Source organism: Stutzerimonas sp. (assembly GCF_982611455.1).
This window is the reverse complement of sequence record NZ_CEXBBO010000032.1, coordinates 1-21497: the sequence shown is the minus strand read 5'-3', so window position 1 is coordinate 21497 and position 21497 is coordinate 1. Positions and strand designations below refer to the sequence as shown.

The following is a 21497-nucleotide window of genomic DNA, read 5'->3' as shown; positions in this document are numbered from 1 at the left end:
CTTCAGAACGTTACGGCCCCGTTTGAAAGGGGCACTGACCGGGCTGTTATCGTCCCGCCGCGCGCAAGCTGTAACTGGCGCGATGAATGGTAGAACGGGCAGGTTGTGCTCGGAGCACGAGCCCGCCTTGACGCGCAATGTTGTTCACTTGAGCAAGTTCGCCCCGAGGTCGGGCCTCCCACAAAAGCAGCCGTGCACACCAGCTCCGTGGGAGGCGCGACCTCGCGGCGAATGCAGGCCGCAGGCCTGTCCGAAACGCAAGGGTGCCTGAGCCGTCAGCGCTTATGAATAGTATTGCGCCTTGAAGCTGGGCAGCGGCCGCTTCAGTCCTGCGGCATCTGCTTTGCGTGGGAAAGAGTCCATTCGAGAACCTCTCGGCTCAACGTGTCGCTGGCCTTGCCGAACGCCTCGACCACACGCTCGACGCTCGGATCGGCGCTGGGCTGGCGGACCTCGAAACGCCGGTTGGCCAGGGTGTGCTGGTTCTGGCGGTTCACCAGCCGCGCATCGAGTCGAATCAATACTTGCGGTTTGCCGTCGACGTATTCGCTCTGGAACGCGCGCAGATCGCTGTGCAGGCTGATGTCGGCATAAAGATTGACGTCTTCGTTGCTCACCGAAGGCATCCGCCCGTCACGTTGGAAGGTTTCGATCAGACGATCACGCAGCAGCACTGGCGCCGCATCGCTCCAGCGTGCGCCTTGATAGGCGCTGATCTGATTGCCCTGTGGGACCACGGCGATGCGCTGGCCGGACAGAATGCGGCTGGCCTGCGGAGTATTGATGCGCAGCGCGTGTTGCAGCGTCGGCTCGCTGGCCTGCTGCGGCGTCGTCACGGTAGGCAGGAGGAAAATCCGCAACGGCTCGGAGTCCGGCAATACCGAACATGCCGAGAGCACTGCAAGCAGCCCGAACAGGGCGAGGCGGGGCAGGGGACGACGGCAAAGATTCATGGGGTGAACTCCTGCAGTTTGTCTCGCCCGAGCAGAAACCCGCTCGGATTGTCTTCCAGGCGCTGGGTCACTCGGCGCAGGGCACCGAGGGTCGAGCGCAACTCGTTGATCGCGGGGCCCAACTCGTTGAAACCCTGCATGCCGTTGTTCAACGCGCCCTGATTTTCTTCGAGCAAAGTGTCCAGCCGCGAGGTGGTCCGGTCCAGCGCGCTCATCGACTGCGCGGCACTGTCGAGCACGCTGCGGCCCTGATCGTCGAGCAGGCCGTTGGCATTGCGCGCCAGGCTCGACAGCTCACCCATGACCGTATTGGCCTGCTGGCTGAGTTGATTGAACTGCTGCAGCGTCTGAGCCAGGTCGCCGCGCTGGTCGGACAGCACGCTGGTGGCCTGTTCTAGATGCTCCAGGGTGCGGCTGAGGCGGTTGGTGTTTTCTTCGGAAAAGATCTTGTTGGCGCTGAGCAGCAGGTTGTTGATGTTGCTCATCAAATCTTCGCCGTTTTCCAGCAGCGCGCTGAGCGAGGACGGGTCGGCGACAATCAGCGGCGGGTTGTCAGGGTCGCCTTCCAGGCGCGGACTGTCCGGGGTTCCGCCGTGTAGCTGGATGACCATGCTGCCGGTGATATTGGCCAGTGCCAGACGCGCCTGGGTATCCGTCTTGATCGGCGTGCCGCCATAGACGCGAATGCGTGCAAGGACCTTGCGTGGGTCGTCCGGCTCCAGCCACAGCTGGGTGACGTCGCCCACCTTGATGCCGCTGTATTCCACCGAGCTGCCGCTGGACAGCCCGCTGACCGCCTGGCTGAAGCCGATGTCGTAGTAGCTATATTCACGGTCCATGCTGGACTTGCCCAGCCACAGCGCGAAAAGCAGCGCGCAGCCGACCGCGATCACGGTAAACAATCCGATCAGTACGTGATGGGCACGGGTTTCCATTTCAGTTCTCCAACTTTGGCAGGCCGTTGAAAACTACCTGCGTTGGCAATACTGCGTTAAAAAACAGGCTCGGAATGCTCATTTAGACGACTAAACTCCGCTTCCTCGCCTGTTTTGACTCGTTGCACTCGCCCTTCGGGCCAGCCTTCGGCTGTTACTCCCTTTGGTCGTTGCGCCTTGTCTTGCCTGCCTCGCATACGTTTCAACGACCTGCCAGCGCCGCTTCGTGCGCCGCGCGGCCACGCGGGCCGTGAAAATATTCGCGAATCCAGTCGTCGTCGGTGGCGGCGACCGCCTCCAATGTATCGACCACCAGCACGCGCTTTTGCGCCAGCACCGCGACGCGGTCGCAGATGGTGTAGAGCGTATCCAGATCGTGGGTGACCAGGAACACGCTGAAGCCCAGTGCGTCGCGCAGGGTCAGGATCAACTGGTCGAAGGCCGCTGCGCCGATAGGGTCGAGGCCCGCGGTCGGCTCGTCGAGAAACAGTACTTCCGGGTCCAGCGCCAATGCACGAGCCAGCGCAGCGCGCTTGACCATGCCGCCGGACAGCTCGTCGGGGTATTTGCAGGCGGCTTCCGGTGGCAGGCCAGCCAGCGCTAGCTTTTGCCGCGCCAGGTGTTCGGCATCGGCGCGCTTGAGGCCGATGTGCTCGATCAGCGGCAAGGCGACGTTTTCCTGCAGGTTCAGCGAAGTGAACAGTGCGCCGCGCTGGAACAGGACGCCAAAGCGCCGTTCGATCTCTGAACGGCGCTGGGTCGAGAGTTTCAGCAGGTTCTCGCCAAACACCTTGACGCTGCCGGCGTTCGGCCGGCGCAGGCCAACGATGCTGCGCAGCAATACCGACTTGCCGGTGCCGGAACCGCCGACGACGCCGAGGATCTCGCCACGGCGAATGTCCAGGTCGAGATTGACGTGCACCGCCTGGCTGCCGAAACGGTTGACCAGGCCGCTGACCTGAATCACGGGTTCGTCTGTCTTCACCAGCCCATCTCCATGAAAAACAACGCGGCGATGGCATCGAGCAGGATCACCATGAAGATCGACTGCACCACGCTGGAAGTGGTGTGTTCGCCGACCGACTGTGCGCTGCCGCTGGCCTTGAAGCCTTCCAGGCAGCCGATCACCGCGATCAGGAAGGCGAACACCGGGGCCTTGCCGATGCCGACCAGGAAGTGATTGAGCGGAATGTCGCGCTGCAAAATGGTGAAGAACATCGCTGGCGAGATATCCAGTGCCAGCGAGCAGACCGCCAGCCCGCCGACAATGCCGCTGAGCATGCCGATGAAGGTCAGGATTGGCAGCGTGATCAGCATCGCCAGCACGCGGGGCAGCACCAGCAGTTCGATCGGGCTGAGGCCAAGGGTGCGGATGGCGTCGATCTCCTCATTGGATTTCATTGCGCCGATCTGCGCAGCGAAGGCGCTGGCGGTGCGCCCCGCGAGCAGGATCGCAGCCAGCAGCACACCGAATTCGCGCAGAAAGGAAAACGCCACCAGGTTGACCGTGTAGATGGTCGCGCCGAAATCGGCCAACACCGTGGCGCCGAGAAAAGCGACCACCGCGCCGACCAGAAAGGTCAGCAGCGCGACGATGGGAATAGCATCCAGGCCGGTCTGCTCGATATGCGCGACCAGGGCCGTCATTCGCCAGCGTCGAGGATTGAGGATGACGCTGAACAGCGTCTGCAGGGTCAGGCCGATGAAGCCGAGCAGGGTGCGCTGCTGGTTCCAGACGCCGGCAATGGTGCGCCCGACATGCGCCAGCACATCGGCCATGCCGTTGGTTTCCGGGGCCTGCTTGGCCTCCGGCTGGTTCATCGCGGCGGCGACAGTTTTCAGCAAAGCCTGGCGCTCCGGGGCAAGCTGCGGCGCCCACTCGTTCAGTCGGGCGACTCGGGTCGGGCCGAGCAGTTCGACCAGCAGGCCGGCGCCGGCGGTATCCAGTTCGCCAATGGCATCGAGCTCAACGCTGTCGGTCTCGCTGATCTGATGACGCGCCCGCTCGATCTCGCGTCGGAGCGTCGCGTAGTGCTGCAACGTCCAGTCGCCGCCGATGGCCAGAGTGGCGGCCTGTGCGTCGCTGGTCGGTTGCCGTTGCAGACTGCCCGGCGGCGAAGTGGTTTGCGTCAAGGTTGGGTCCCGTATTGCATGTGGCGTCGAGAGGCGAGCCTGATCACCGTCGATTTCGCCGATCCTATCAGGTGGGACCTTACGAACGCGGCTCCGTTTGCCGTCCTGCTATCGATGCCGACCGTCGCGCCGCCGAGCAATTTGTTACAGAGCGGCACGAACTATCGACCGCTTTAGCTCTCCATAGCGTGCAAGCCGGCAACCATGGTCGGTACGCATCGCGTCACGGGGCTGATATCTTACGCCGCCTTTACCTAGTCACATTCAACACGCCCGGCATCGGGTCCTGCCGTCATCCTTCCTTTTTCACGATCACAGCGAGAGCGACCGATTGCCTATGAATTTCTTGCGCTCACTGCCGTTCATCGCAGTCCTGGCGGTCATCCTGTTCAGCGGTCTGCGCCCGGAGCCGGTGCCGCAGATCTTCGATCAGCAGGACAAACTGCACCACATGCTCGGCTTTGCTGCCCTGATGTTTACCTTGCGCCTGGCGTTTCCGCAGTGGCGCGTGCTCTGGGCAATCGTGGTGAGCCTCGCCGCCGCGCTGTTGATCGAGATTGGCCAGAGCATGCTGCCCAATCGCCAGGCATCGCTGGGCGACATGCTGGCCAACACCTTGGGCGTGCTGCTTGGCTGGGGCTGTTCGTACTTGGCCTATCAGTGGTATCTGCGCCGTATCGGTGTCACCACCGACATCGATGCGCCGGAGCAAATAGAACGCCTGGAAAGCGCTACCCGTTCCTGAAGTGCTGGCTCGGCACGACGTGGCAGCGGCCGGCATCAGCGGCCTAGTTCGCTGCCCGATGCTTTGTCCTCTGGGAAAACAGTGCGGTGATGATCATGGCGACGATCGCTCCGGCAGTCGCCAAAGCCATGTCTTTTTGCGGGTCCCATCTATCGTTTTGTGTCGCCAGGAAGGTGCGGCCCAGCCCGCCGCCGAGCATTTCGGCGCCAAACCATTCGATCAGCTCGTAGACCGCTGAGGTCGAGAGCACGATATCCACCGGTAGCAGAACGCTCCAGAAACCGGGGCGCAGGCCCAGGCGAATGAGCACTTCGCGAATGGGATAAGCCAGCAGAAGCCCATAGCTGAAATGCGCCAGCCGGTCGAACTGGTTGCGCTCCCAGCCCATTTGGTCGTCCAGCCCCTCTCCAGTCAGCGCCTGCCACCAAGCGTCGTAAGGAACCTTGGCATAGGTGTAATGCGCGCCCAGCTGGTGGATACAGAGGTAAAGAAAGATCAACGTTGCCGCGCTGCGCGATGGCAGGTAGTGCTTGTGACCAAACAGCAGGGCGGCAGCCAATGCCACCACCAGCAGGTTTTCCAGCAGCCAATCGTGGCGGTTGAACGGTGCGATGGCGAGCACGCCCCAAACCAGCAGAAAGAGCCCAACCAGCGTCAGCAGGAAGTGTCGGTGGCTTCGGTCTGTCTCCATGTTCTCTCCTGAACGATCACTGTGTTCTTTGTGGGACCAGCGCAGCGGCAAGAGGGTCCGTCCAGCGGCCGGGGCCGATATTGCAGCAGGCCGCTACCCAACTTTTTCCGCCTGAGAAGGGTCACAAAAGCTGGACCCTTAGCGAGGCGGACTATGTGCCCATTCTGACCAGCGGCATCCGAGCGAGGCCATCACCGCATGGCCTTGGGCTGGCGCTGCTCACGCTGCTGGCTGGCTGCGACGGACGACAATCGGCGCTGAATCCTGCCGGCGTGGGTGCACAGAGTATCGCCGAGCTGTTTTGGTGGATGAGCGGTGGCGCGCTCGTCATCTGGATGGTGGTGATGGGCATCGCCCTCTACGCGACCCAGGCGCACCCAGAAGCGCACGGCATTCGAGGTGCCCGCTGGCTGATCATCGGCGGGGGGATCGTTTTCCCGGTGGTGGTGCTGACCGGCTTGTTGATCTATGGGCTGATGCTGATGCCACAGCTGCGCTCGACCGAGGCTATTGACCTCAGCGTCGAGGTTTCCGGCGAGCAGTGGTGGTGGCGCGTGCGCTATGCAACTGATGCAGGCGACAAGGTGGAGCTGGCCAACGAGATCCGCCTGCCGGTGGGTGAGCGGGTCGCCTTCAGCCTGACCAGCCCGGACGTGATCCACTCGTTCTGGATTCCTTCGCTTGGCGGCAAGGTCGACATGATTCCTGGGCGCACCAATGAGCTGGTGCTGGAGCCCACGCGCACCGGCACCTTCCGTGGCGCCTGCGCCGAATATTGCGGGGCGTCCCACGCGCTGATGAATTTTCCCGTAGTAGTCATGGAGCGAGAAGACTTCGACCGCTGGCTTGCGGAACAGGCGCAACCTGCGCAAGCGCCAGACTCGGCTTTGGAGCAAGCTGGCCAGCGCGCCTTTCTCAGCAACGGTTGCGGCGCCTGCCACAGCGTGCGCGGCACCGAGGCCGACGGCACGGTCGGGCCGGACCTGACCCACGTTGGCAGCCGCTTGAGCCTCGCGGCCGGGACGCTGCCGGCAGATGTCGAGGCGTTCCAGCGCTGGATTGGCCACACCGGCGATATCAAGCCGGACGTGAAAATGCCGGCCTTCGGCATGCTGCCCGATGATCAGCTGAGCGCCATGGCGCATTACCTGAGCGGACTGAAATGAGCGAGCCCGAGGATGTGATCGAGCCGGAGAGCGACCGCAACCCGCAGGAAGAAGCCCGTGCCAAGGCGCAAGCCGAGCGCCTCGCCGCCGCCTGGAAGACGCCCACCGGCTGGCGCTATTGGTCGGCGGTGAACAACACTGAGGTCGGGCTCTGGTACACCGGCGTGGCCTTTCTTTTCTTCCTCTTTGCCGGCGTGCTGGCAATGTTGATTCGTGCTCAGCTGGCGGTGCCGAATAACGACCTGCTGTCTGCCGACACCTACAACCAGGTCTTCACCCTGCACGGCTCGGTGATGATGTTCTTGTTCGGCGTGCCGATTTTCGAGGCGTTTTCGATCCTCATCCTGCCGCAGATGCTGGGTGCGCGGGACTTGCCGTTCCCGCGACTGTCGGCCTACGGTTTCTGGTGCTTCATCATCGGTGGCGTGTTCGTCTGCGGCTCGATTTTCTTCGGCGTCGCGCCGCAGGGCGGCTGGTTCATGTACCCGCCGCTGACCACTACCTACCAGGACGGTCTCGGCGCGGATATCTGGCTGCTGGGGCTGTCATTCATCGAGGTGTCGTCGATTGCGGCAGCGGTAGAACTGATCGTCGGCGTGCTGAAGACACGTCCGCCGGGCATGCGCATCAACCTGATCCCGCTGTACACCTGGTACATCCTGGTGGTGGCGGGGATGATCCTGTTTGCCTTCCCGCCGCTGATCGCTGGCGACCTGTTGTTCGAACTGGAGCGCGCCTTCGACTGGCCGTTCTTCGACCACACCCGCGGCGGCGATCCGCTGCTCTGGCAGCACCTGTTCTGGATCTTCGGCCACCCCGAGGTCTACATCATCTTTCTGCCCGCCGTCGCGCTGGTGGCGACCATCGTTCCCACCGCCGCGCAGCGGCCCATCGTCGGTTACAGCTTCATCGTTCTGGCGGCAGTGGGCACCGGCTTCATCAGCTTCGGACTGTGGGTGCACCACATGTTCACCACCGGCATGCCGGGCATCTCACTGGCGTTCTTCTCGGCGGCGTCCGAGGCGGTGGCGATTCCCACCGGCGTGCAGATCTTCTGCTTCCTCGCCACGGCGCTGGCGGGGCGTTTCGTCAAATCGGTGCCGATGCTGTTCGTCGCCGGTGCGCTGGCGATTTTCGTCCTTGGCGGTCTGACCGGCGTGATGGTGGCGCTGGCGCCGTTCGACTTTCAGGCGCACGACACCTACTTCATCGTCGCGCATCTGCATTACGTGTTGATTGGCGGCATGCTGTTCCCGGTGATTGCCGGCCTCTATTACTTCTTCCCGCTGGCGATGAGCAAGACGCTGTCGGACCGCCTCGGACGCATCGCCTTCTGGCTGATGTTCATCGGCTTCAACGTCGCCTTTCTGCCGATGCACTTCACTGGGCTGCTGGGCATGCCACGGCGGGTCTATACCTATGCGCCGGATATGGGTTTCGACGTGCTCAACATGGTCTCCACGGTGGGCGCCTTCATTCTTACGATCGGCGTCGCGGTGCTGGTCTGGGACGTGCTGCGGCCCAAGGGCAAGCAGCCTTACAGCAAGCGCAACCCGTGGAACGCCGGCACTCTGGAATGGCTGGCCGAAATGCCCGGCAAGTCCTGGGGCGTGCGTTCGATTCCGATCATCAAGAGCCGCTATCCGCTGTGGGATCAGCCCAACCTGATGCGCGACGTCGATGCCGGGCGTTTCTATCTACCGGACGCTGAGGAGGGCAAGCGCGAGACGCTGATCAGCAGCATCATCGATGCCGAGCCGATCCAGTGTTTGCGGGTGCCGGGGCCGACCTTTCTAAGCTTCTGGGCGGCGGTATTCACCGGTGGCCTGTTCATCTTCGCCACCTACAGCTGGTACGTCGCGGCGCTGACCAGCGGCTTTCTAGCCCTGGTGACCATCCTCATCTGGCTGTGGACGGGCACTGCGGTGATTCCGGAGAAGCCGCGAAAAGACATCGGCCTGAACGTGTCGGCGCCGCTCTACGCCTCCGGCGCGAAGTCGGTGGGCTGGTGGGCGACCTTCATCACCATGATCGGCGATATGAGTGCCTTCGCCAGTCTGGTGTTTGGCTACTTCTTCTTCTGGACGGTGCATGAGGATTTCCCGCCAGCGGACGCGACCGGGCCTGGCGTGGTCTGGCCGTCGATCGCGCTTGGCCTGATCCTCGTCTCTTGGGGCCTGACGCTGCTGGCGCGCCGCTGCAATGACCGCGACCAGGCGGCGAGCTTCTATCTGGCGCTGGGGCTGGCCTCCTTGCTGACCATTGCCGGCGGTGGTGCGCTCTTTGCGGGGCCGCATTTCAGCGGGCTCGATCCGACCAGCAATGTCTACCCGGCAACGGTCTGGGTGCTGGTGCTCTGGTGCCTGCTGCACCTGGGTATCGGTCTGATCATGCAGCTCTATTGCCTGGCGCGCCGCGCTGCCGGGCGGATGACGGCCGAGCACGACATCGATATCCGTAACGTCGCGCTGTACTGGCATTTCATGGCTATAACCGTGGGCATGACCGTCGCGGTCATTGCCGGCTTCCCGGAGGTCGCGTGAACGAGCGAACCGAAATCCGGCCGGAGGAAAAGGCCGAAGCGCCGCCTGACGAGCGGGTTACGCTCTGGCTGTTGACCTTCGGGCCGGTGATCTGGGCGGTGCACTTCGTGCTGTCCTATGCGGCGGCCGCGGTCTGGTGCGCCAAGGTGGCGGGGCGTACGGGACCGTTGGGTGACGTGCGTCTGGTCATCGGTGTGCTGACGCTGCTGGCCCTGACAGGCATAGCCCTGACCGGCTGGCGCGGTTGGCGCATGCACAGCTTCGGTAACGCCACCGCGCCGCATGATTTCGATACTCCAGGCGACCGCCATCGGTTTCTCGGCTTTTCAACGCTACTGCTCAGTGGCCTGAGTTTTGTCGCGACGGTTTTCGTCGCCCTCTGTGTGGTCTTCATCAGGAGCTGCGCATGATCTGGCGTCCGCTGTCATTGATGTTGGGCCTGGCCACGCTGGCGGCGGTCTGGCTCGGCCCGCTGCCGGCGATGGCCGATCGGCTGTTCGTCGGCCACATGCTCATGCACGTGATGGTGGTGGCAGTCGCGGCGCCGTTGCTGGCGATCGGCCTCGCTGGCAGCCGGTTGGATTTCTCCAGCCGAATCCCATTTCTGTTCTCGCCGGTTCTGGCGTCGGTGATCGAGCTGTTCGTAGTCTGGGCGTGGCACATGCCAGCCCTGCACCACGCGGCACGCACTTCGCAGTCCGCCGAGTTGCTGGAGCAGGGCAGCTATCTGTTCGTCGGGCTGCTGGTGTGGCTCGCGGCGTTCGGCGGCGTCCGGCATCAACGCGCGTTGGCCGGTATCGCTGGATTGCTGCTGACCTCGATGCACATGACGCTGCTCGGCGTGCTGCTGACGATGGCGAGCCGACCGCTGTTCGAACACACCGGCTCGGCGTTGTCGGGCCTCGGCCCGCTCGAAGATCAGCAACTGGGCGGCGTGATCATGCTGGTATTCGGCGGCACGTCCTACCTGATCGGCGGGTTGTATCTGCTGAGTGGCCTTCTACAGGACAAGCGCCATGCCGTTTCGATCAGCTAAGCGGCTGTTCTGTCGCGTTTCGGCGCCTCTGTGCCGGTGGCTGCGCTGGTTGACGGGCGGCTCGTGGAAACGCGTTCTGGCGGCAGTGGTGTTGATGATTGCGATCGCAGGCTCCGGCGGCTTCTTGCTGATCTCGCTGGGGTTGGTGTCGATCAGCGCCAGTTCCGGCCACTGGGCGGCGACCGGCTGGGTGCTGCATTACGCCATGCGCCGCGCGGTGAGCACTCAGTCGATGGGCATCGAGGTGCCGTCACTCGACGATCCGGCGCTGGTACTCAAGGGCGCCGGGCATTACGAGACCGGTTGCGCCACTTGCCATGGCGCACCGGGACGAGAGCGGTCTTTGATCGCGCAGCAGATGATGCCCGAACCACCGCTACTGCTGCCGCGTATCGAGCATTGGGAGCCGCAGGAGCTGTTCTGGATCGTCAAAAACGGCGTCAAGTTCACCGCCATGCCAGCCTGGCCGGCGTCGAAGCGCGAGGATGAAGTCTGGGCATTGGTCGCCTTTCTGCAGGCGATGCCGGAGATGTCCACCGCTCGCTACCGGGCGCTGGCGCTGGGCGAACGTGCCGCTGATGCGACCAACCCAGTGACGCCTGATCATTTGCGCTCGCTCGGTGATCCGCTGGGCCCGGTGTTGGCCAACTGCAATCGCTGTCACGCCGTCGATGGCGGTGGGCGCGGGCAAGGCGCCTTTCCGCGGCTGGCCGGGCAAAGCGAGGCCTATCTGCTTGGCACGTTGCAGGCTTACGCCAAGGGCGACCGCCACAGCGGCATCATGCAACCGATCGCCGCCGGGCTCGATCCGCCGGTTCTGCAGGCGCTGGCCAGGCACTTCGCCGAACTGCCGACGGTCAGCCGAACGGACGCACCAGCGCCGACGCCCGCTGCGCTTGCGGTGGGCAAGACACTGGCCGAACGCGGCGTGCCTGAGCGCGGCATCCCGTCCTGCGTGCATTGCCACGGTCCCAAGACCAGTCCGCGCAACCCGATGTACCCCAGCATCGCCGGACAGTACGCCAGCTATCTAAAGCAGCAGCTGGAGCTATTCACCGCAGGTAAGCGCGGCGGCAGCGAATACGCTCATATCATGCACAGCGCCGCGCAGCGGCTGACACCCGAGCAGATGCAGGATCTGGCGGATTACTATGCCTCGCTGCCGGAAAAGGCCGCGCCCCAAATGGCCAGCGAGCCGACATCACAACAACAGAGGTAACCGATGTTCGACAAGATCGTGGAAGTGGTTTCGGCGTTCGGCTATCTCGGGGTCTTCGCGTTGATGTTGCTGGAGAATATCTTCCCGCCGATTCCGTCCGAGCTGATCATGCCGTTGGCGGGCTTCGTGGCGGCGCGCGGCGAGTTGAATTTCGCTGGTGTGATTGCGGTTGGCACGGCCGGCTCGGTGGTGGGTGCGCTGCCCTGGTATTACGCCGGCGCCAAGCTCGGCAAGGAGCGCATGAAGCGCCTCGCCAAGCGCTGGGGACATTGGCTGACCCTGTCGCCTGAGGATGTCGACAAGGCCATCGGCTGGTTCGACCGGCACGGCAAGGGTGCGGTGTTCTTCGGTCGTCTAATACCCGCCGTGCGGACCCTGATCTCGGTGCCGGCGGGTATCGCCGGGATGTCGATGACCCGATTCCTGATTTACTCGACGCTGGGGTCGCTGCTCTGGACGGCGCTGCTGGCATTGGCGGGCTTTCTGCTCGAATCCCAGTATGAAAAGGTCGCCGAGTACCTCGATCCGATTTCCACCGGCGTGGTGGTGCTGATGGTGCTCTTTTACCTGTACAGGCTGATTCGCCAACGATTTGCCCGGCGTGGCTGAGCGGAACGCGACTTACAATCCCCGCGCCGCGTAGGGTGGGCTTCAGCCCACCGCTTTCTCGCACCGCCAGCTCTTAAACGCCTCGCCAGGTCTGTCGACGATAGCTCTCCTGGTGGGCTGAAGCCCACCCTACAGAGAGTGAAGCGGAGCGCTTGCTCGCTCAAGCAGCTCTCCAATGTCTCGCCAGGACTGTTTCCGCGAGCTCAGGCTGCGCCGGCGGTGTGGTGCTGCGTCTGGCGCGCGCGCTCGCACTGATCGATCACCTCAAAGACCTGCTGCCACATTTGCTCGGATTGTTGCTTGAGCTGCGCAGTGTGGGCTTGAATCAGCGCCTCGATCCGCGCGCTTTCATCCGTCACAAGGTCGATCTTGCGCTTGATCTCCGCCTCGTCGGTGGTCACCTCGACCAGCCCATCCGCAAAGCCGTAATCCTCGAACAGCATCTGATATTTGTGGCTCCAGCCGGTCGCCAGCGCCGGCACGCCCTGCGACAGCGCACTGACCAGGCCATGGAAGCGACTGCCCAAGGTGCCGCTGCAGGCCCCGAGGATGCCTTTGATTTCCAGCGCGCCGCTTTCCTGCACAATTGGAATGCCGCCAACCGCCGCCGAGAGCTTCTCTGCCAGCGCCAGGTCGCCCTTGCCTTCGTGGACCAGCACGAACGGCTTGGCGTCTTTCTCCAGCAAATAGCGGGTGCACTTGATGAGGAAGGGCAGATAAGCATCGCGCGTCTTCTGATCGGTCTTGTCCAGCATCCGGCAGTTGGGAACGATGCAGAAGCGGTTCTGTACGGCGTCGAAGCTGGGTGGAATCACGCCGGAAATCAGATTGGTGAAGTCGGGCGATTGCTTGATTTTGGGTTGTTCGCCAACCAGGTGGGTCAGGTGCTCATAGGAGACGCGCTCGCGCGGGAAGATCAGGTCAACATTCTCGACAACGGTTTTCATCGCCGCTTGGTTCTTCTCGGACTTGAACGGGCCCAGCGCCTGCGGCAACAAAATCACTCGGGTGCCGTTCTTTCTCCAGCGTTTGGCCGATTGCGCCAGCTCTGCGCAAGGGTCTTCGCCCCACTGGTCGCTGTAGGCGAAGCCAGCCGCGTCGATGACCACATCGACTTCTTTGTCCAGCACCACGCCATACATTTCACGTAGCGGGCGCGGCGCAAAATTCGCCAGCCCGCCCCATTGGATGCCGTAGCGCCACAGCCAAGCCTTGGGATAGAAACCCAGCTGCACGAGCTTGCGGAACGGTTGTTCTGCCTTTTTCGGTGTCGGTGCCATGACGTAGGTAGCGTCGGGATACCGGGCCTTCAGCTTCTGCAGCGCCGCATGCAGCATCAGCTCTGCGCCTTTATTGACGAAGCCTGCCTTTCTGATCTCGATAATCATCGCTTACCTCAGTTGAATACAATCAGGTCTTGCTCGGTCTTCTTGTCCGAATAAGGAATCCCTCCCGTTGGATCGGCGTAGCCCACCGCCAGCAGCATGACGGTGCGCTCGTGGTAGGCCAGGCCCAGTTTCTTAGCGAGTAGTCGTTCCCGTTCTTCCACGTCCGGCCAGTTGATCGAACAGGTGGAGAGACCAAGGCTTTCGCACGCCAGCATCAGCTGCATCGCCGCCAGCGAGCCGTCGATGTAGACGACATGGCGATCCCGCGCTTCCGGGTAGCAGCCCAGATCGCCCACCACGGCGATTACGCACTGCAGATTGTCGTGGAAACCCGCCGTGCCGCCAGCGCATTTGGCGACATCCGACGCCTTGACCGGATCGTTACTGACATAGAAGCGAAACGGCTGGCGATTACAGGCGGAGGGGGCCAGCGCGGCAGCCTTGACCGCCTGTTCGATCAGCTCGTTGCTGACCGGCTTGTCTTGATACCAACGCACTGAGCGCCGACGGCGGAACAGTGTCATCAGCTCGTCATAGCTGACCGGGCATTCCGGCAGCTGGCTGTGCGGGTAGGGCACGCAGCGGTTCGATTCATCGAGATTTTGCGCATGGGTAAAGGCGCGCTTCGCCGAATCGATGCGTGGCGTGCTGCCGACCGCCGAAAAATAATCGGTCAGCACGTCGTTGGCCCAACGCTGCTGGCCATTGATCACGCCGGCTTGCGTCGCATCGGCATAGCAGCGAACGGTAGGGCCGATGTAATCCTCGGCGAAAGTATTGCGGCGCGGGCGCATGATCAGGCCCTTCTCCAGACGGTGCACGTTGCGCCGCAAAAAGGCGTCGTTTTCGCCCTTGCTGCGCATCAATCGGGCGAACTGCAGGCGCCCGAGCAGCACCGCGCGGTGCTCGCGGTCGAACTCGCGGCTGATGAAACAGTAGTAAAGAGAAGACAGGAAACCGTTGCTGGAGAACAGCCGGACCAGGGCCAGGCCAGTGTTGTCCCGGGTGGCTTTGAGCGCAGTCTTCACCGGGTCGGGCAGGGCGCGGGCAAGGGACATGAGGCTCATCGGGTGGCTCCTACAGCGCTGAAGGCATAGCGAAATGGACTGAATATGGATCGGGTCATCATGTAGAACACCGGCCGGGTCTTCTTGTGCACCAGCAGCGCGGCGTAGGAGGCAATGGCGTAGGAAATCAGCGTCGCCATGGCTGCACCTTCACCGCCGTAATGTGGAATCAGCAGCAGGTTCAGACCGATATTGGCCAGAGCGCCGAGGCCCTGGGTGATCAGGGAAAACATCAGCGCGCCCTCGATGAGGATCCAGCGGCTGAACAGCGCGCGCATGAAGATGAACACGCCACCCCAGATATGGATGGTGAGGATCGAGGCGGAGTTCTGATACTCGGCGCCGAACAGCAGCGAAATCAGCGGCCCGGCGACGAGCGTCACCAACACCGCAACGGCGATGGCGAGGATGAACAGCACATCGAACAGCTGCTGGAAACGCTGGTTGAATCTCGTCGTATCGGCGGCGTGCAGCTTGATCAGCTTGGGAAAGAAAGACGCGACGATGGCGGTCGGCAGGAAGTACCAGGCTTCGGAAAGCTGCGCCGCAACTGCATAGACTCCAACCTCTTCGGCTCCGACCATCCACTTGAGCATCACCTGGTCGATCTTCATGTAGATCACCGCGAAGATCGAACCGACATAGATGATCCAGCCTTGGCTGAGCAGCTCCTTGGCCTTGGCGAAGCTGGCTTTCCAACTCATCACCGAGACGGTTGTGGTGCCTTTGTAGAGGATTGCCAGTATCACTGCGGCCAGCATGAACTGCGCGGTGTGGGCGAAGGCGAAGGCCACCACCCCGGCGCCGCTGAATACCAGCAACAGCTTGAGTCCGGCCGAAAGCAGGATCGCGCTGGACTTGGCGATGGCCGGGTACTTGGCCTGTACTTGCGACTGGAACCAGTATTCGACCACGTCGAACGTCTGGAAAAAAATCGCCGAGGCGACGATCAGCAACATCCAGAACTCGGTGCCGCCGATCTCCTCGAACAGCAGTGAATAGATCAGGATCAGGATGAACCCGAGCGTCATCCCGGTCAGCTTCAGGAGAAAGGTCGTGCCCAGGGTTTCCGGGACCTTGTCCGGCTGCTTCACCACCTCGCGCACCACCAGACCGGCCAGCCCCATATGCCCGGCCGAGGCGAAGATGGCGGTCATCGAAATCGCATAGGAGAGGATGCCGAACTGCTCCGGCCCCAGATAGCGCGCTAGCAGCACCGCGGTGAGAAAGCCCACGCCGATGTGCAGCAGCCGCTCCGCCATCATCCACGAGGCGTTGAACAGATAGAGCTTGAGTTTGTTGAAGAGCGTTGTAATCGCGGTCATCGAGTTGCCTGGCTCCCAAGGCTGGCTCCGTGGTGCAAGCATTGCCTTCAATGCGCTGGAGTGTGGCGACGGACAGCTGACCGCGAATCGTTCGGCATGTTCCCGGCTGCAAGTGGAGCAAAATGTATCGAGGCCACTGCCTTGGTTCGGTATGGCGAAGACCATTAGCAGCCGAACTAGGCCGCAAGGCGCGTGTGACGGGCCGTGACGAATTCGCTGCGACGGCGAAGGCGTGTGGTCTGAAAACTACGCAAGGCGACCCGCTGCATACGCCTCGGCCGCCTGCATTTACTGGCGATTGGCTATGTCGTACTTAATCTGATGGCCTTTTCATTTCAAAAGTGGAACTTTTGCCATCACGCCCGCTCATAACCCTGCTGCCGTTGCTGGCCGGTCGGTGACCCATCTTGATGCGTCACTGATCGCCTAGCACGGCGCGCCTACGACTCTCGGGTTGTCGGTTGTGGCTGCCGCGAAGGATGTCGCAAGCGCCTGGACTGGCGCGAGGAAATGCCGCTTGGAGCGGCCGAAGGGATAGGACTCAGCCTTACACAGAAAAGCCCCGCATCGCTCGATGCGGGGCTTTTTTGCGTTTGTTGGCTTGTCCTGAATAAGGTTTACACCTTCAGCCTTATTTTCAGGAGAGCTTCATGGCAGAAGGTGTTAAGCGCAGCGAGATTACACGCTGGCTTTTAAGTTGGCGGTGGTAGACCAGATTGAAAAGGCGAATTAAGTTACAAGGAGGCTCAGGCTCGTTACGGTATCCAAGGACGCTCGACGGTGCTGGTACGGTGCCCGTCCTGAAAGCGAGCCATCCAAGCAGTGGAAGCGAGGCAAGACCATGTTCAGGAGCTACGCGAACTTGGAGCAAGCACAGCGGTGGCGCAACGGGTGGCGGCTAACAGCCGGCGCTGGTGATGCAACAGCGGCAAACTGCTCAATAGTGTGCTGAACCTGACCTGGTTTGACCGTCTGGGATTAGCTCGGCTCTCATAGCCTCGATCTCCCGAACCGCCCGGTGCGGACCCGCATGCCGGGTGGTGTGGCAGGGTGCAGTCCACGGGACTGTCCCCTATGCCGATTGCAGTGTGAGAGCCAAACGCAGGACCAGTAATTCCAAATTAGCGTGTGGTTACCTCATTAAACTTCACGACTTGCTCATGGTGTTCAAGGCCATTGATTACCAGCTTGACTGCGGGAATGGTCCTGAGGTCGTTACGGGTCTGCTGGAAGATCAGGGTCACCTTCGTATCGAGATTGCGCACAAGCTCGATGGCCCCTCGTTGCAGTTCTGTATTTCCCACCAGTGTCTTTTCCAGGCGCAGGTTGTTGCCGTCTGGCTCGAAGACCGCGCTCAGGCTGCGAACATGAATTTCGCGATCCTTGTTGGTGCTCGTAAATTCGAATACGCATGAAGGCGTTTGCGCAACGAAATTGCACCCGCTGAGGTTGATACGAACGTTGTTGACCATTTCCACGCGCTTGCCTAGTAGCGTTGGGCTGTCGTTTTCGATGATGCGATCCTGCTCCCGTGCGAACTCGAACGACGGCTTGGCGTACTCCATTCCGATCACGAAAAAACCGGCACAGAGGGCTGCGGCCAATATCAGATTTACGGTGCGGCGCAGGAAAGTTGGCAGCCGCCACGTCATGACGGAAAGCAGCAGGGCGCCCATGAAAACAAAGGCGGCGAAGAAGGAGAGAAAGTTCTTCCAATTAACCACGCCCAGGCCGAATACCGTTGGGTCTGGAAATACATACGTGATAACCGCCCCAGCAGAGCCCTATCACGGTAGACAGCAAACCTGTCAGCCAGGCAAGGAGTTTGGTCGGCGTGCTCTGAATGTTCGCTTCCATGTTGCTATTCCGTTCCACTAGTTGACGTTTGAGTTGGTGATGCTGCGGCGCGGAGCGCGTTCGTCCAAATTATGTCCAATTAGCCGCTTTAAGGGCGGCGTGAGACAGCGTTGAAATCCGCACTCAACTGAGCCGAAGCAGTATCGATGAACGCCAAAGCTTCGTGGCGTCATCTGCAACGGTTGGCCAGCTTATTGGCGCGGCTTGCGATCCCCTGAACGGTACTCAGCGCATCGTTAGTGAGGTTGATGGCATCGCTTGCATTCATCGAAGCCTTCCCTGTTCCAGCTGCCCTCGGAGCCAGATGCTGGTGCGGCTGTAATCGTGGCGAGAGGATGCCAGACGCAGCAAGTCATGGATATTCGGGCCGAGGCCCACGGCTGCAGCTCACGAGAGGGCGAGCAGGTTCGCATGGAGACCGTGCCTAATTGGTTGCAGCGAGCGATGGAGAGTCGCCGCGCATACGGGCCGGGAGGCTGTTTCGCGGAATGCCTTCGGATAACTGTTAACCGAATGTTGGCCCGCGCCGGAAAAAACAAAGGCCTGCATCGCTGCAAGCCTTTGATTTATATGGTGCCGGCACCAAGAGTCGAACTCGGGACCTACTGATTACAAGTCATAGCCTAATGCACCGAGGCTGATCCAGTCTAGACCCTATAAGACCCAGATACAACAACCTAAGCCCTTGAATATGCTGGGGTTTGATCAATTTCAGGTTAGCTACTCCATACAGGCACTGTACCTCTACTGTACCGTCTCCTTGCATGTAGGTAGATGTTTCAAAGGCGAAAAGGCGAGCGTCTAACAGGCCTTTGATCATTCATTGCAGGCTGCTTTCGGCCCAAAGCGGACTTTTCAGAACTGTCTTAGCAGACATCCATTGAGGCTTGGAGGTGTCTACGAAATTAGGGTCGATTCACTAGATGATCCCACAATGCAATTACTGGGTTAATATACAGCCTTGCGCATGGCTGGCCCGCTAGGAGGACTTGATGATCCCCTCGAATAACATTGTGGAAATCAGATCGCTCGCCGAATTGTTGTCCCTTTATGAGATCGCCTCGGATAGCACGCTGACAAAGGACCAGTACCGAAACCCGTTGCGGCCATACCGGCTGATTCAGCCTGAAGCCAGCTGTCAGTACCAGAAGAACGGGAAGCGATGTTCCCAGATGCATCAGCACGGTTTCGTCGTCGAGCGGCACGACGACTCGAAGGTGCTGATAGGGAATTGCTGCGCCCTGAATCACTTGGGCCTAGATGACGAGCAGGTCAGGGGGGAGCTTAAGAAGCTGAGCGCCACCGAGCGGCAGAACATCCGCCGGCATAAGATCGAAACAATGCTCAAACAGCGGGAGAGTCTCATAGGCCGGACCCGGGCCGCGAGCATCAAGCTCAGGGGGCTGCAGAGTAAAGTCAGCCTGATTCTCTCAACCCTGCCTGGCGAAGTAGGTGACGCCTTACTCGATCGTTGGAAGCGGAATGCCTTGGAGGTCTCCTGGGAGTACCTAGTCATCAAGAAGGGGAAAGACGAAAAGGGGAAGCCGCATGAGGAACGGACCTGGTACCGGCATTCCTTCGGCAAGCTCAAAGGCCTGGGCCTATGGCTGCAATTAGATCAACAGTTGTATCAGGAAGCTCTGCTGTACCTTCGCCGGGAGTTGGAGGCAATTCCAACCAAAGCGCGGCTGAGCCAAATGCAACTGGAACAGGCTGAGGCGGCCCTCAACCAAGTGTCGACGCTGGCGATTATCGAGAACGAGTTACAGGATCAAGCCGAGTTGCTGGCCGATTTCCTTAAGCCGGCGAACCTGCAGTTGACGGTCCAGATCGTCAGCAACCACAAGGTCCGGGCTGAAACAGTCGAGGCTGTGCATCACCTGATAGATGAGCCGTGCAGCATGGCGCCCGAGAAGTACGTTGCAGACATCGATCTGGCGCTTAAGCAGAAGTACTCGGCAGGCGGCATTCGCATCGCCTCCTGATTCCATCGGTGCCTCATCTGGTCGCCCAGCTATCAAGCCAGATCGAGCAGCATCTCAGATTCCAAATAACTGCCGGGGAAACCCATCCTCGGACGGCAGGCCAAGCGATGCGAATGGACAGCCAGGCAAATCAGGCTTCGTGTCGATCACGTCTGCTACCTGGTGCAGCCACTGCGAGCCAGGCCCGATCTGGCGTAGTAGGAACCAGATTACAGAGATCAGCCCGAAGAGTCGGCTGAGCGCGTTCTGATCCAACGCCAAGCCTTGGAAGTAGGCCTCGGTGGGTAGCACCGGCACAGGGTTCGAGGCGACCTGGTTCCAGACGCGCGTGTGGTGAGCGCTGCGGTTGCGCAGCGTGTTAATTTCCTGCAGCCAGTCCTTCAGTACCTTGGCATTGCTGATGCCTAAACGAGCGGCAATGCGGTTCTGATGGCTTCCCTTTAAAATCTCAAAGTACTTGGATAAAACCCCGAAGTCCCAGGCTTCGACGACGACCCAGAAGGGCATTGCTTTGTGATTCTGCCGGTGCCACTCGATGCAGTCTTCCCGGCTGCGGTTGATCTGCTCCGTTTGTCGTGCCTGCCACTCGTTCCAGGTGTTGCGCTGTCTCCCCCAGCGGTCCTGCCAGTTGCGGGTTTGCTTGGGGTTGATGAAGCGAGAATCTAGGTAAGCCAGTGGTTCGTGGTACCCAACCTCATGAGCGACTACCGAGCGCACATGAATCTCGATGCGCTCAATGGCATCGAGCATCAACTGGCGAAGCTTCTTGTCGAAAAGATACAGGCTGAACGCTGAATCGAAGGAAGCCCCCGCCATGAAGGTGTCTTGGCGAAGAGGCTTTTGGGTGACGTTGCAGAGGGTGACCTGGCCGTGCTGATCCCGAACATACTCCCGTGCCGGGAACCAGAATCCACTTAGTCGGTAATAGCCTACCTGCGCAAGCTTGCGCTCAGCCCGGAGAGGATCTGCAACTTCCATCCCGCGGCTGATCAAGAGTTTGGCCAGGTCGCTGTAGGATCGGAATGGCTTCGGTGGAGCGAGTTGTCGCAACTTCCATGTCCCAGAAATGAGAAGGCCCAACCATAGAGCCGGACATGCCAGCCCCAGAGGATTGGGCGCGATTGCTGCAGATATTCGTTCACACAGCCTGGTTTGTCAAATGACCGTGCTATCTAGGGTCAGCGCAGACAGCCGGCCACGGAGGCCGAAAGGGTATCTGGCCGGAAACCGCCGGTGGAGAATGAGAAATCTGGGCTTTCTTGCCTCTACTTACGATCCGATGGCCAACTTGGATGCGGACACTTGGTCAGTGCTACGCAACTGACTGGTCAAGTATACAATTGCGCAGTCGTGAGGCAGATCGTCCGCTTCTGGCCGCTTTTGCCTGTCACCCTAATGCGCTGTCGGAGTGCGGTTGGTCAGATCAGTGTGCCTTGCTCAGTTGTGTCGATGAGAGCTAGTCGTCTTCTTTCTCCGGTTGGGGAGAGGAACCCCAGCGGCTTTTTTGGCGCTGCGGGAGCTTTTCCAGCTCTCTGTTCCATTGATCCTGCGTTGGATTGTTCTCGATCAAGCTTCCTAAGGGCTGGCCGCAGTGTTTGCAGACTACAGCTTGAATTTTTACTGTCTCAGCGCAGTGAGGACATGTTTTCAGCGTATGCGCTGGCTCATGTTGGATTCTCTGTGTCGCAGACATGGCAGCAGCGAATAGCAAGGCCAGTGGACCGAAAAGGCACCCAAGGAGGAACCATCCCAGGCCGCTTCGACGCTTTGCGAGTGCAATCAGGGCGCATAGTGTTGCCGCTGACCGAAAACTGACCCAGTAGAGGCTGTTCTGCCGACTGAAAA

General features: G+C 60.9%; 19 protein-coding genes. 8 read left to right on the top strand and 11 right to left on the bottom strand.

What is annotated here, in order from left to right:
* Window positions 1–323: 323 nt before the first annotated feature.
* The 4 genes from AC2LD7_RS17315 to AC2LD7_RS17300 form a co-directional block, all read right to left on the bottom strand.
* Window positions 324–953, bottom strand: a complete 630-nt coding sequence (locus AC2LD7_RS17315; RefSeq protein ID WP_484598967.1) for an ABC-type transport auxiliary lipoprotein family protein — start codon at window positions 951–953, stop codon at window positions 324–326.
* Window positions 950–1888, bottom strand: coding sequence for an MlaD family protein (locus AC2LD7_RS17310; RefSeq protein WP_484598966.1), 939 nt, complete (start codon window positions 1886–1888; stop codon window positions 950–952). Before AC2LD7_RS17310 ends, AC2LD7_RS17315 begins: the two co-directional genes overlap by 4 nt.
* 202 nt (window positions 1889–2090) lie before the next feature.
* Entirely contained in the window at window positions 2091–2873 is a 783-nt protein-coding gene (locus AC2LD7_RS17305; protein ID WP_484598965.1) for an ABC transporter ATP-binding protein, read from the bottom strand.
* Window positions 2870–4021, bottom strand: coding sequence for an MlaE family ABC transporter permease (locus AC2LD7_RS17300; RefSeq protein WP_484598964.1), 1152 nt, complete (start codon window positions 4019–4021; stop codon window positions 2870–2872). The genes AC2LD7_RS17305 and AC2LD7_RS17300 overlap by 4 nt, the downstream gene beginning before the upstream one ends.
* Before the next feature lie 337 nt (window positions 4022–4358).
* On the opposite strand from AC2LD7_RS17300, the gene AC2LD7_RS17295 reads away from it, so the two are divergent.
* Window positions 4359–4766, top strand: a complete 408-nt coding sequence (locus AC2LD7_RS17295; protein WP_484598963.1) for a VanZ family protein — start codon at window positions 4359–4361, stop codon at window positions 4764–4766.
* A gap of 43 nt (window positions 4767–4809) precedes the next feature.
* Here the strand turns inward: AC2LD7_RS17295 and AC2LD7_RS17290 are convergent, their stop codons facing one another.
* A complete protein-coding gene (locus tag AC2LD7_RS17290) occupies window positions 4810–5457 on the bottom strand; it encodes a DUF2238 domain-containing protein (RefSeq protein ID WP_484598962.1) in 648 nt (215 codons plus the stop codon).
* A 155-nt stretch (window positions 5458–5612) separates the two neighbouring features.
* Here AC2LD7_RS17290 and coxB point away from each other — a divergent pair, with 155 nt between their 5' ends.
* From coxB to AC2LD7_RS17260, 6 genes are read left to right on the top strand one after another with little or no spacing between them, the layout of a single operon-like run.
* The gene (gene coxB / locus AC2LD7_RS17285; RefSeq protein WP_484598961.1) at window positions 5613–6623 is read left to right on the top strand and encodes a cytochrome c oxidase subunit II; all 1011 of its coding nucleotides are present in this window, start codon (window positions 5613–5615) and stop codon (window positions 6621–6623) included.
* Window positions 6620–9166 carry a cytochrome c oxidase subunit I gene (ctaD, locus tag AC2LD7_RS17280; RefSeq protein WP_484598960.1) on the top strand — a complete coding sequence of 849 codons (2547 nt, stop codon included), beginning with the start codon at window positions 6620–6622 and terminating at the stop codon, window positions 9164–9166. Before coxB ends, ctaD begins: the two co-directional genes overlap by 4 nt.
* Window positions 9163–9576 (top strand): hypothetical protein, encoded by a 414-nt coding sequence (locus AC2LD7_RS17275; RefSeq protein ID WP_484598959.1) that lies wholly within the window; start codon window positions 9163–9165, stop codon window positions 9574–9576. Before ctaD ends, AC2LD7_RS17275 begins: the two co-directional genes overlap by 4 nt.
* Complete coding sequence (locus AC2LD7_RS17270; protein WP_484598958.1) at window positions 9573–10202, top strand: cytochrome c oxidase assembly protein; 630 nt, start codon at window positions 9573–9575, stop codon at window positions 10200–10202. Before AC2LD7_RS17275 ends, AC2LD7_RS17270 begins: the two co-directional genes overlap by 4 nt.
* Window positions 10183–11421, top strand: a complete 1239-nt coding sequence (locus tag AC2LD7_RS17265) for a c-type cytochrome (protein ID WP_484598957.1) — start codon at window positions 10183–10185, stop codon at window positions 11419–11421. Before AC2LD7_RS17270 ends, AC2LD7_RS17265 begins: the two co-directional genes overlap by 20 nt.
* A gap of 3 nt (window positions 11422–11424) precedes the next feature.
* A complete protein-coding gene (locus AC2LD7_RS17260) occupies window positions 11425–12030 on the top strand; it encodes a DedA family protein (protein WP_484598956.1) in 606 nt (201 codons plus the stop codon).
* Between the two features lie 203 nt (window positions 12031–12233).
* Here the strand turns inward: AC2LD7_RS17260 and AC2LD7_RS17255 are convergent, their stop codons facing one another.
* The 4 genes from AC2LD7_RS17255 to AC2LD7_RS17240 all read right to left on the bottom strand — a co-directional run bounded on the left by AC2LD7_RS17255 (window position 12234) and on the right by AC2LD7_RS17240 (window position 17486).
* The gene (locus AC2LD7_RS17255) at window positions 12234–13418 is read right to left on the bottom strand and encodes a polysaccharide pyruvyl transferase family protein (RefSeq protein ID WP_484598955.1); all 1185 of its coding nucleotides are present in this window, start codon (window positions 13416–13418) and stop codon (window positions 12234–12236) included.
* An 8-nt stretch (window positions 13419–13426) separates the two neighbouring features.
* The gene (locus tag AC2LD7_RS17250; RefSeq protein WP_484598954.1) at window positions 13427–14485 is read right to left on the bottom strand and encodes a nitroreductase family protein; all 1059 of its coding nucleotides are present in this window, start codon (window positions 14483–14485) and stop codon (window positions 13427–13429) included.
* Complete coding sequence (locus AC2LD7_RS17245) at window positions 14482–15810, bottom strand: flippase (protein WP_484598953.1); 1329 nt, start codon at window positions 15808–15810, stop codon at window positions 14482–14484. The genes AC2LD7_RS17250 and AC2LD7_RS17245 overlap by 4 nt, the downstream gene beginning before the upstream one ends.
* A gap of 1121 nt (window positions 15811–16931) precedes the next feature.
* Window positions 16932–17486, bottom strand: coding sequence for a hypothetical protein (locus AC2LD7_RS17240; protein ID WP_484598952.1), 555 nt, complete (start codon window positions 17484–17486; stop codon window positions 16932–16934).
* A 1173-nt stretch (window positions 17487–18659) separates the two neighbouring features.
* Between AC2LD7_RS17240 and AC2LD7_RS17235 the strand changes: the two genes are divergently transcribed.
* Window positions 18660–19652: a hypothetical protein gene (locus AC2LD7_RS17235; protein ID WP_484598951.1), complete on the top strand. Its 993-nt coding sequence runs from the start codon at window positions 18660–18662 to the stop codon at window positions 19650–19652.
* Between the two features lie 54 nt (window positions 19653–19706).
* Here AC2LD7_RS17235 and AC2LD7_RS17230 read toward each other — a convergent pair whose 3' ends face one another.
* Entirely contained in the window at window positions 19707–20630 is a 924-nt protein-coding gene (locus tag AC2LD7_RS17230; RefSeq protein ID WP_484598950.1) for an Abi family protein, read from the bottom strand.
* A 478-nt stretch (window positions 20631–21108) separates the two neighbouring features.
* A complete protein-coding gene (locus tag AC2LD7_RS17225) occupies window positions 21109–21345 on the bottom strand; it encodes a zinc ribbon domain-containing protein (RefSeq protein WP_484599001.1) in 237 nt (78 codons plus the stop codon).
* Window positions 21346–21497 lie beyond the last annotated feature (152 nt).

Excerpts from the sequence above, each read along its gene's own strand:
- AC2LD7_RS17315 (WP_484598967.1), bottom strand. The coding sequence starts at position 953 with ATGAATCTTTGCCGTCGTCCCCTGCCCCGCCTCGCCCTGTTCGGGCTG.
- AC2LD7_RS17310 (WP_484598966.1), bottom strand. The coding sequence starts at position 1,888 with ATGGAAACCCGTGCCCATCACGTACTGATCGGATTGTTTACCGTGATC.
- AC2LD7_RS17295 (WP_484598963.1), top strand. The coding sequence starts at position 4,359 with ATGAATTTCTTGCGCTCACTGCCGTTCATCGCAGTCCTGGCGGTCATC.
- AC2LD7_RS17290 (WP_484598962.1), bottom strand. The coding sequence starts at position 5,457 with ATGGAGACAGACCGAAGCCACCGACACTTCCTGCTGACGCTGGTTGGG.
- ctaD (WP_484598960.1), top strand. The coding sequence starts at position 6,620 with ATGAGCGAGCCCGAGGATGTGATCGAGCCGGAGAGCGACCGCAACCCG.
- AC2LD7_RS17270 (WP_484598958.1), top strand. The coding sequence starts at position 9,573 with ATGATCTGGCGTCCGCTGTCATTGATGTTGGGCCTGGCCACGCTGGCG.
- AC2LD7_RS17265 (WP_484598957.1), top strand. The coding sequence starts at position 10,183 with ATGCCGTTTCGATCAGCTAAGCGGCTGTTCTGTCGCGTTTCGGCGCCT.
- AC2LD7_RS17260 (WP_484598956.1), top strand. The coding sequence starts at position 11,425 with ATGTTCGACAAGATCGTGGAAGTGGTTTCGGCGTTCGGCTATCTCGGG.
- AC2LD7_RS17255 (WP_484598955.1), bottom strand. The coding sequence starts at position 13,418 with ATGATTATCGAGATCAGAAAGGCAGGCTTCGTCAATAAAGGCGCAGAG.
- AC2LD7_RS17250 (WP_484598954.1), bottom strand. The coding sequence starts at position 14,485 with ATGAGCCTCATGTCCCTTGCCCGCGCCCTGCCCGACCCGGTGAAGACT.
- AC2LD7_RS17245 (WP_484598953.1), bottom strand. The coding sequence starts at position 15,810 with ATGACCGCGATTACAACGCTCTTCAACAAACTCAAGCTCTATCTGTTC.
- AC2LD7_RS17240 (WP_484598952.1), bottom strand. The coding sequence starts at position 17,486 with ATGGGCGCCCTGCTGCTTTCCGTCATGACGTGGCGGCTGCCAACTTTC.
- AC2LD7_RS17235 (WP_484598951.1), top strand. The coding sequence starts at position 18,660 with ATGATCCCCTCGAATAACATTGTGGAAATCAGATCGCTCGCCGAATTG.
- AC2LD7_RS17230 (WP_484598950.1), bottom strand. The coding sequence starts at position 20,630 with ATGGAAGTTGCAGATCCTCTCCGGGCTGAGCGCAAGCTTGCGCAGGTA.
- AC2LD7_RS17225 (WP_484599001.1), bottom strand. The coding sequence starts at position 21,345 with ATGTCTGCGACACAGAGAATCCAACATGAGCCAGCGCATACGCTGAAA.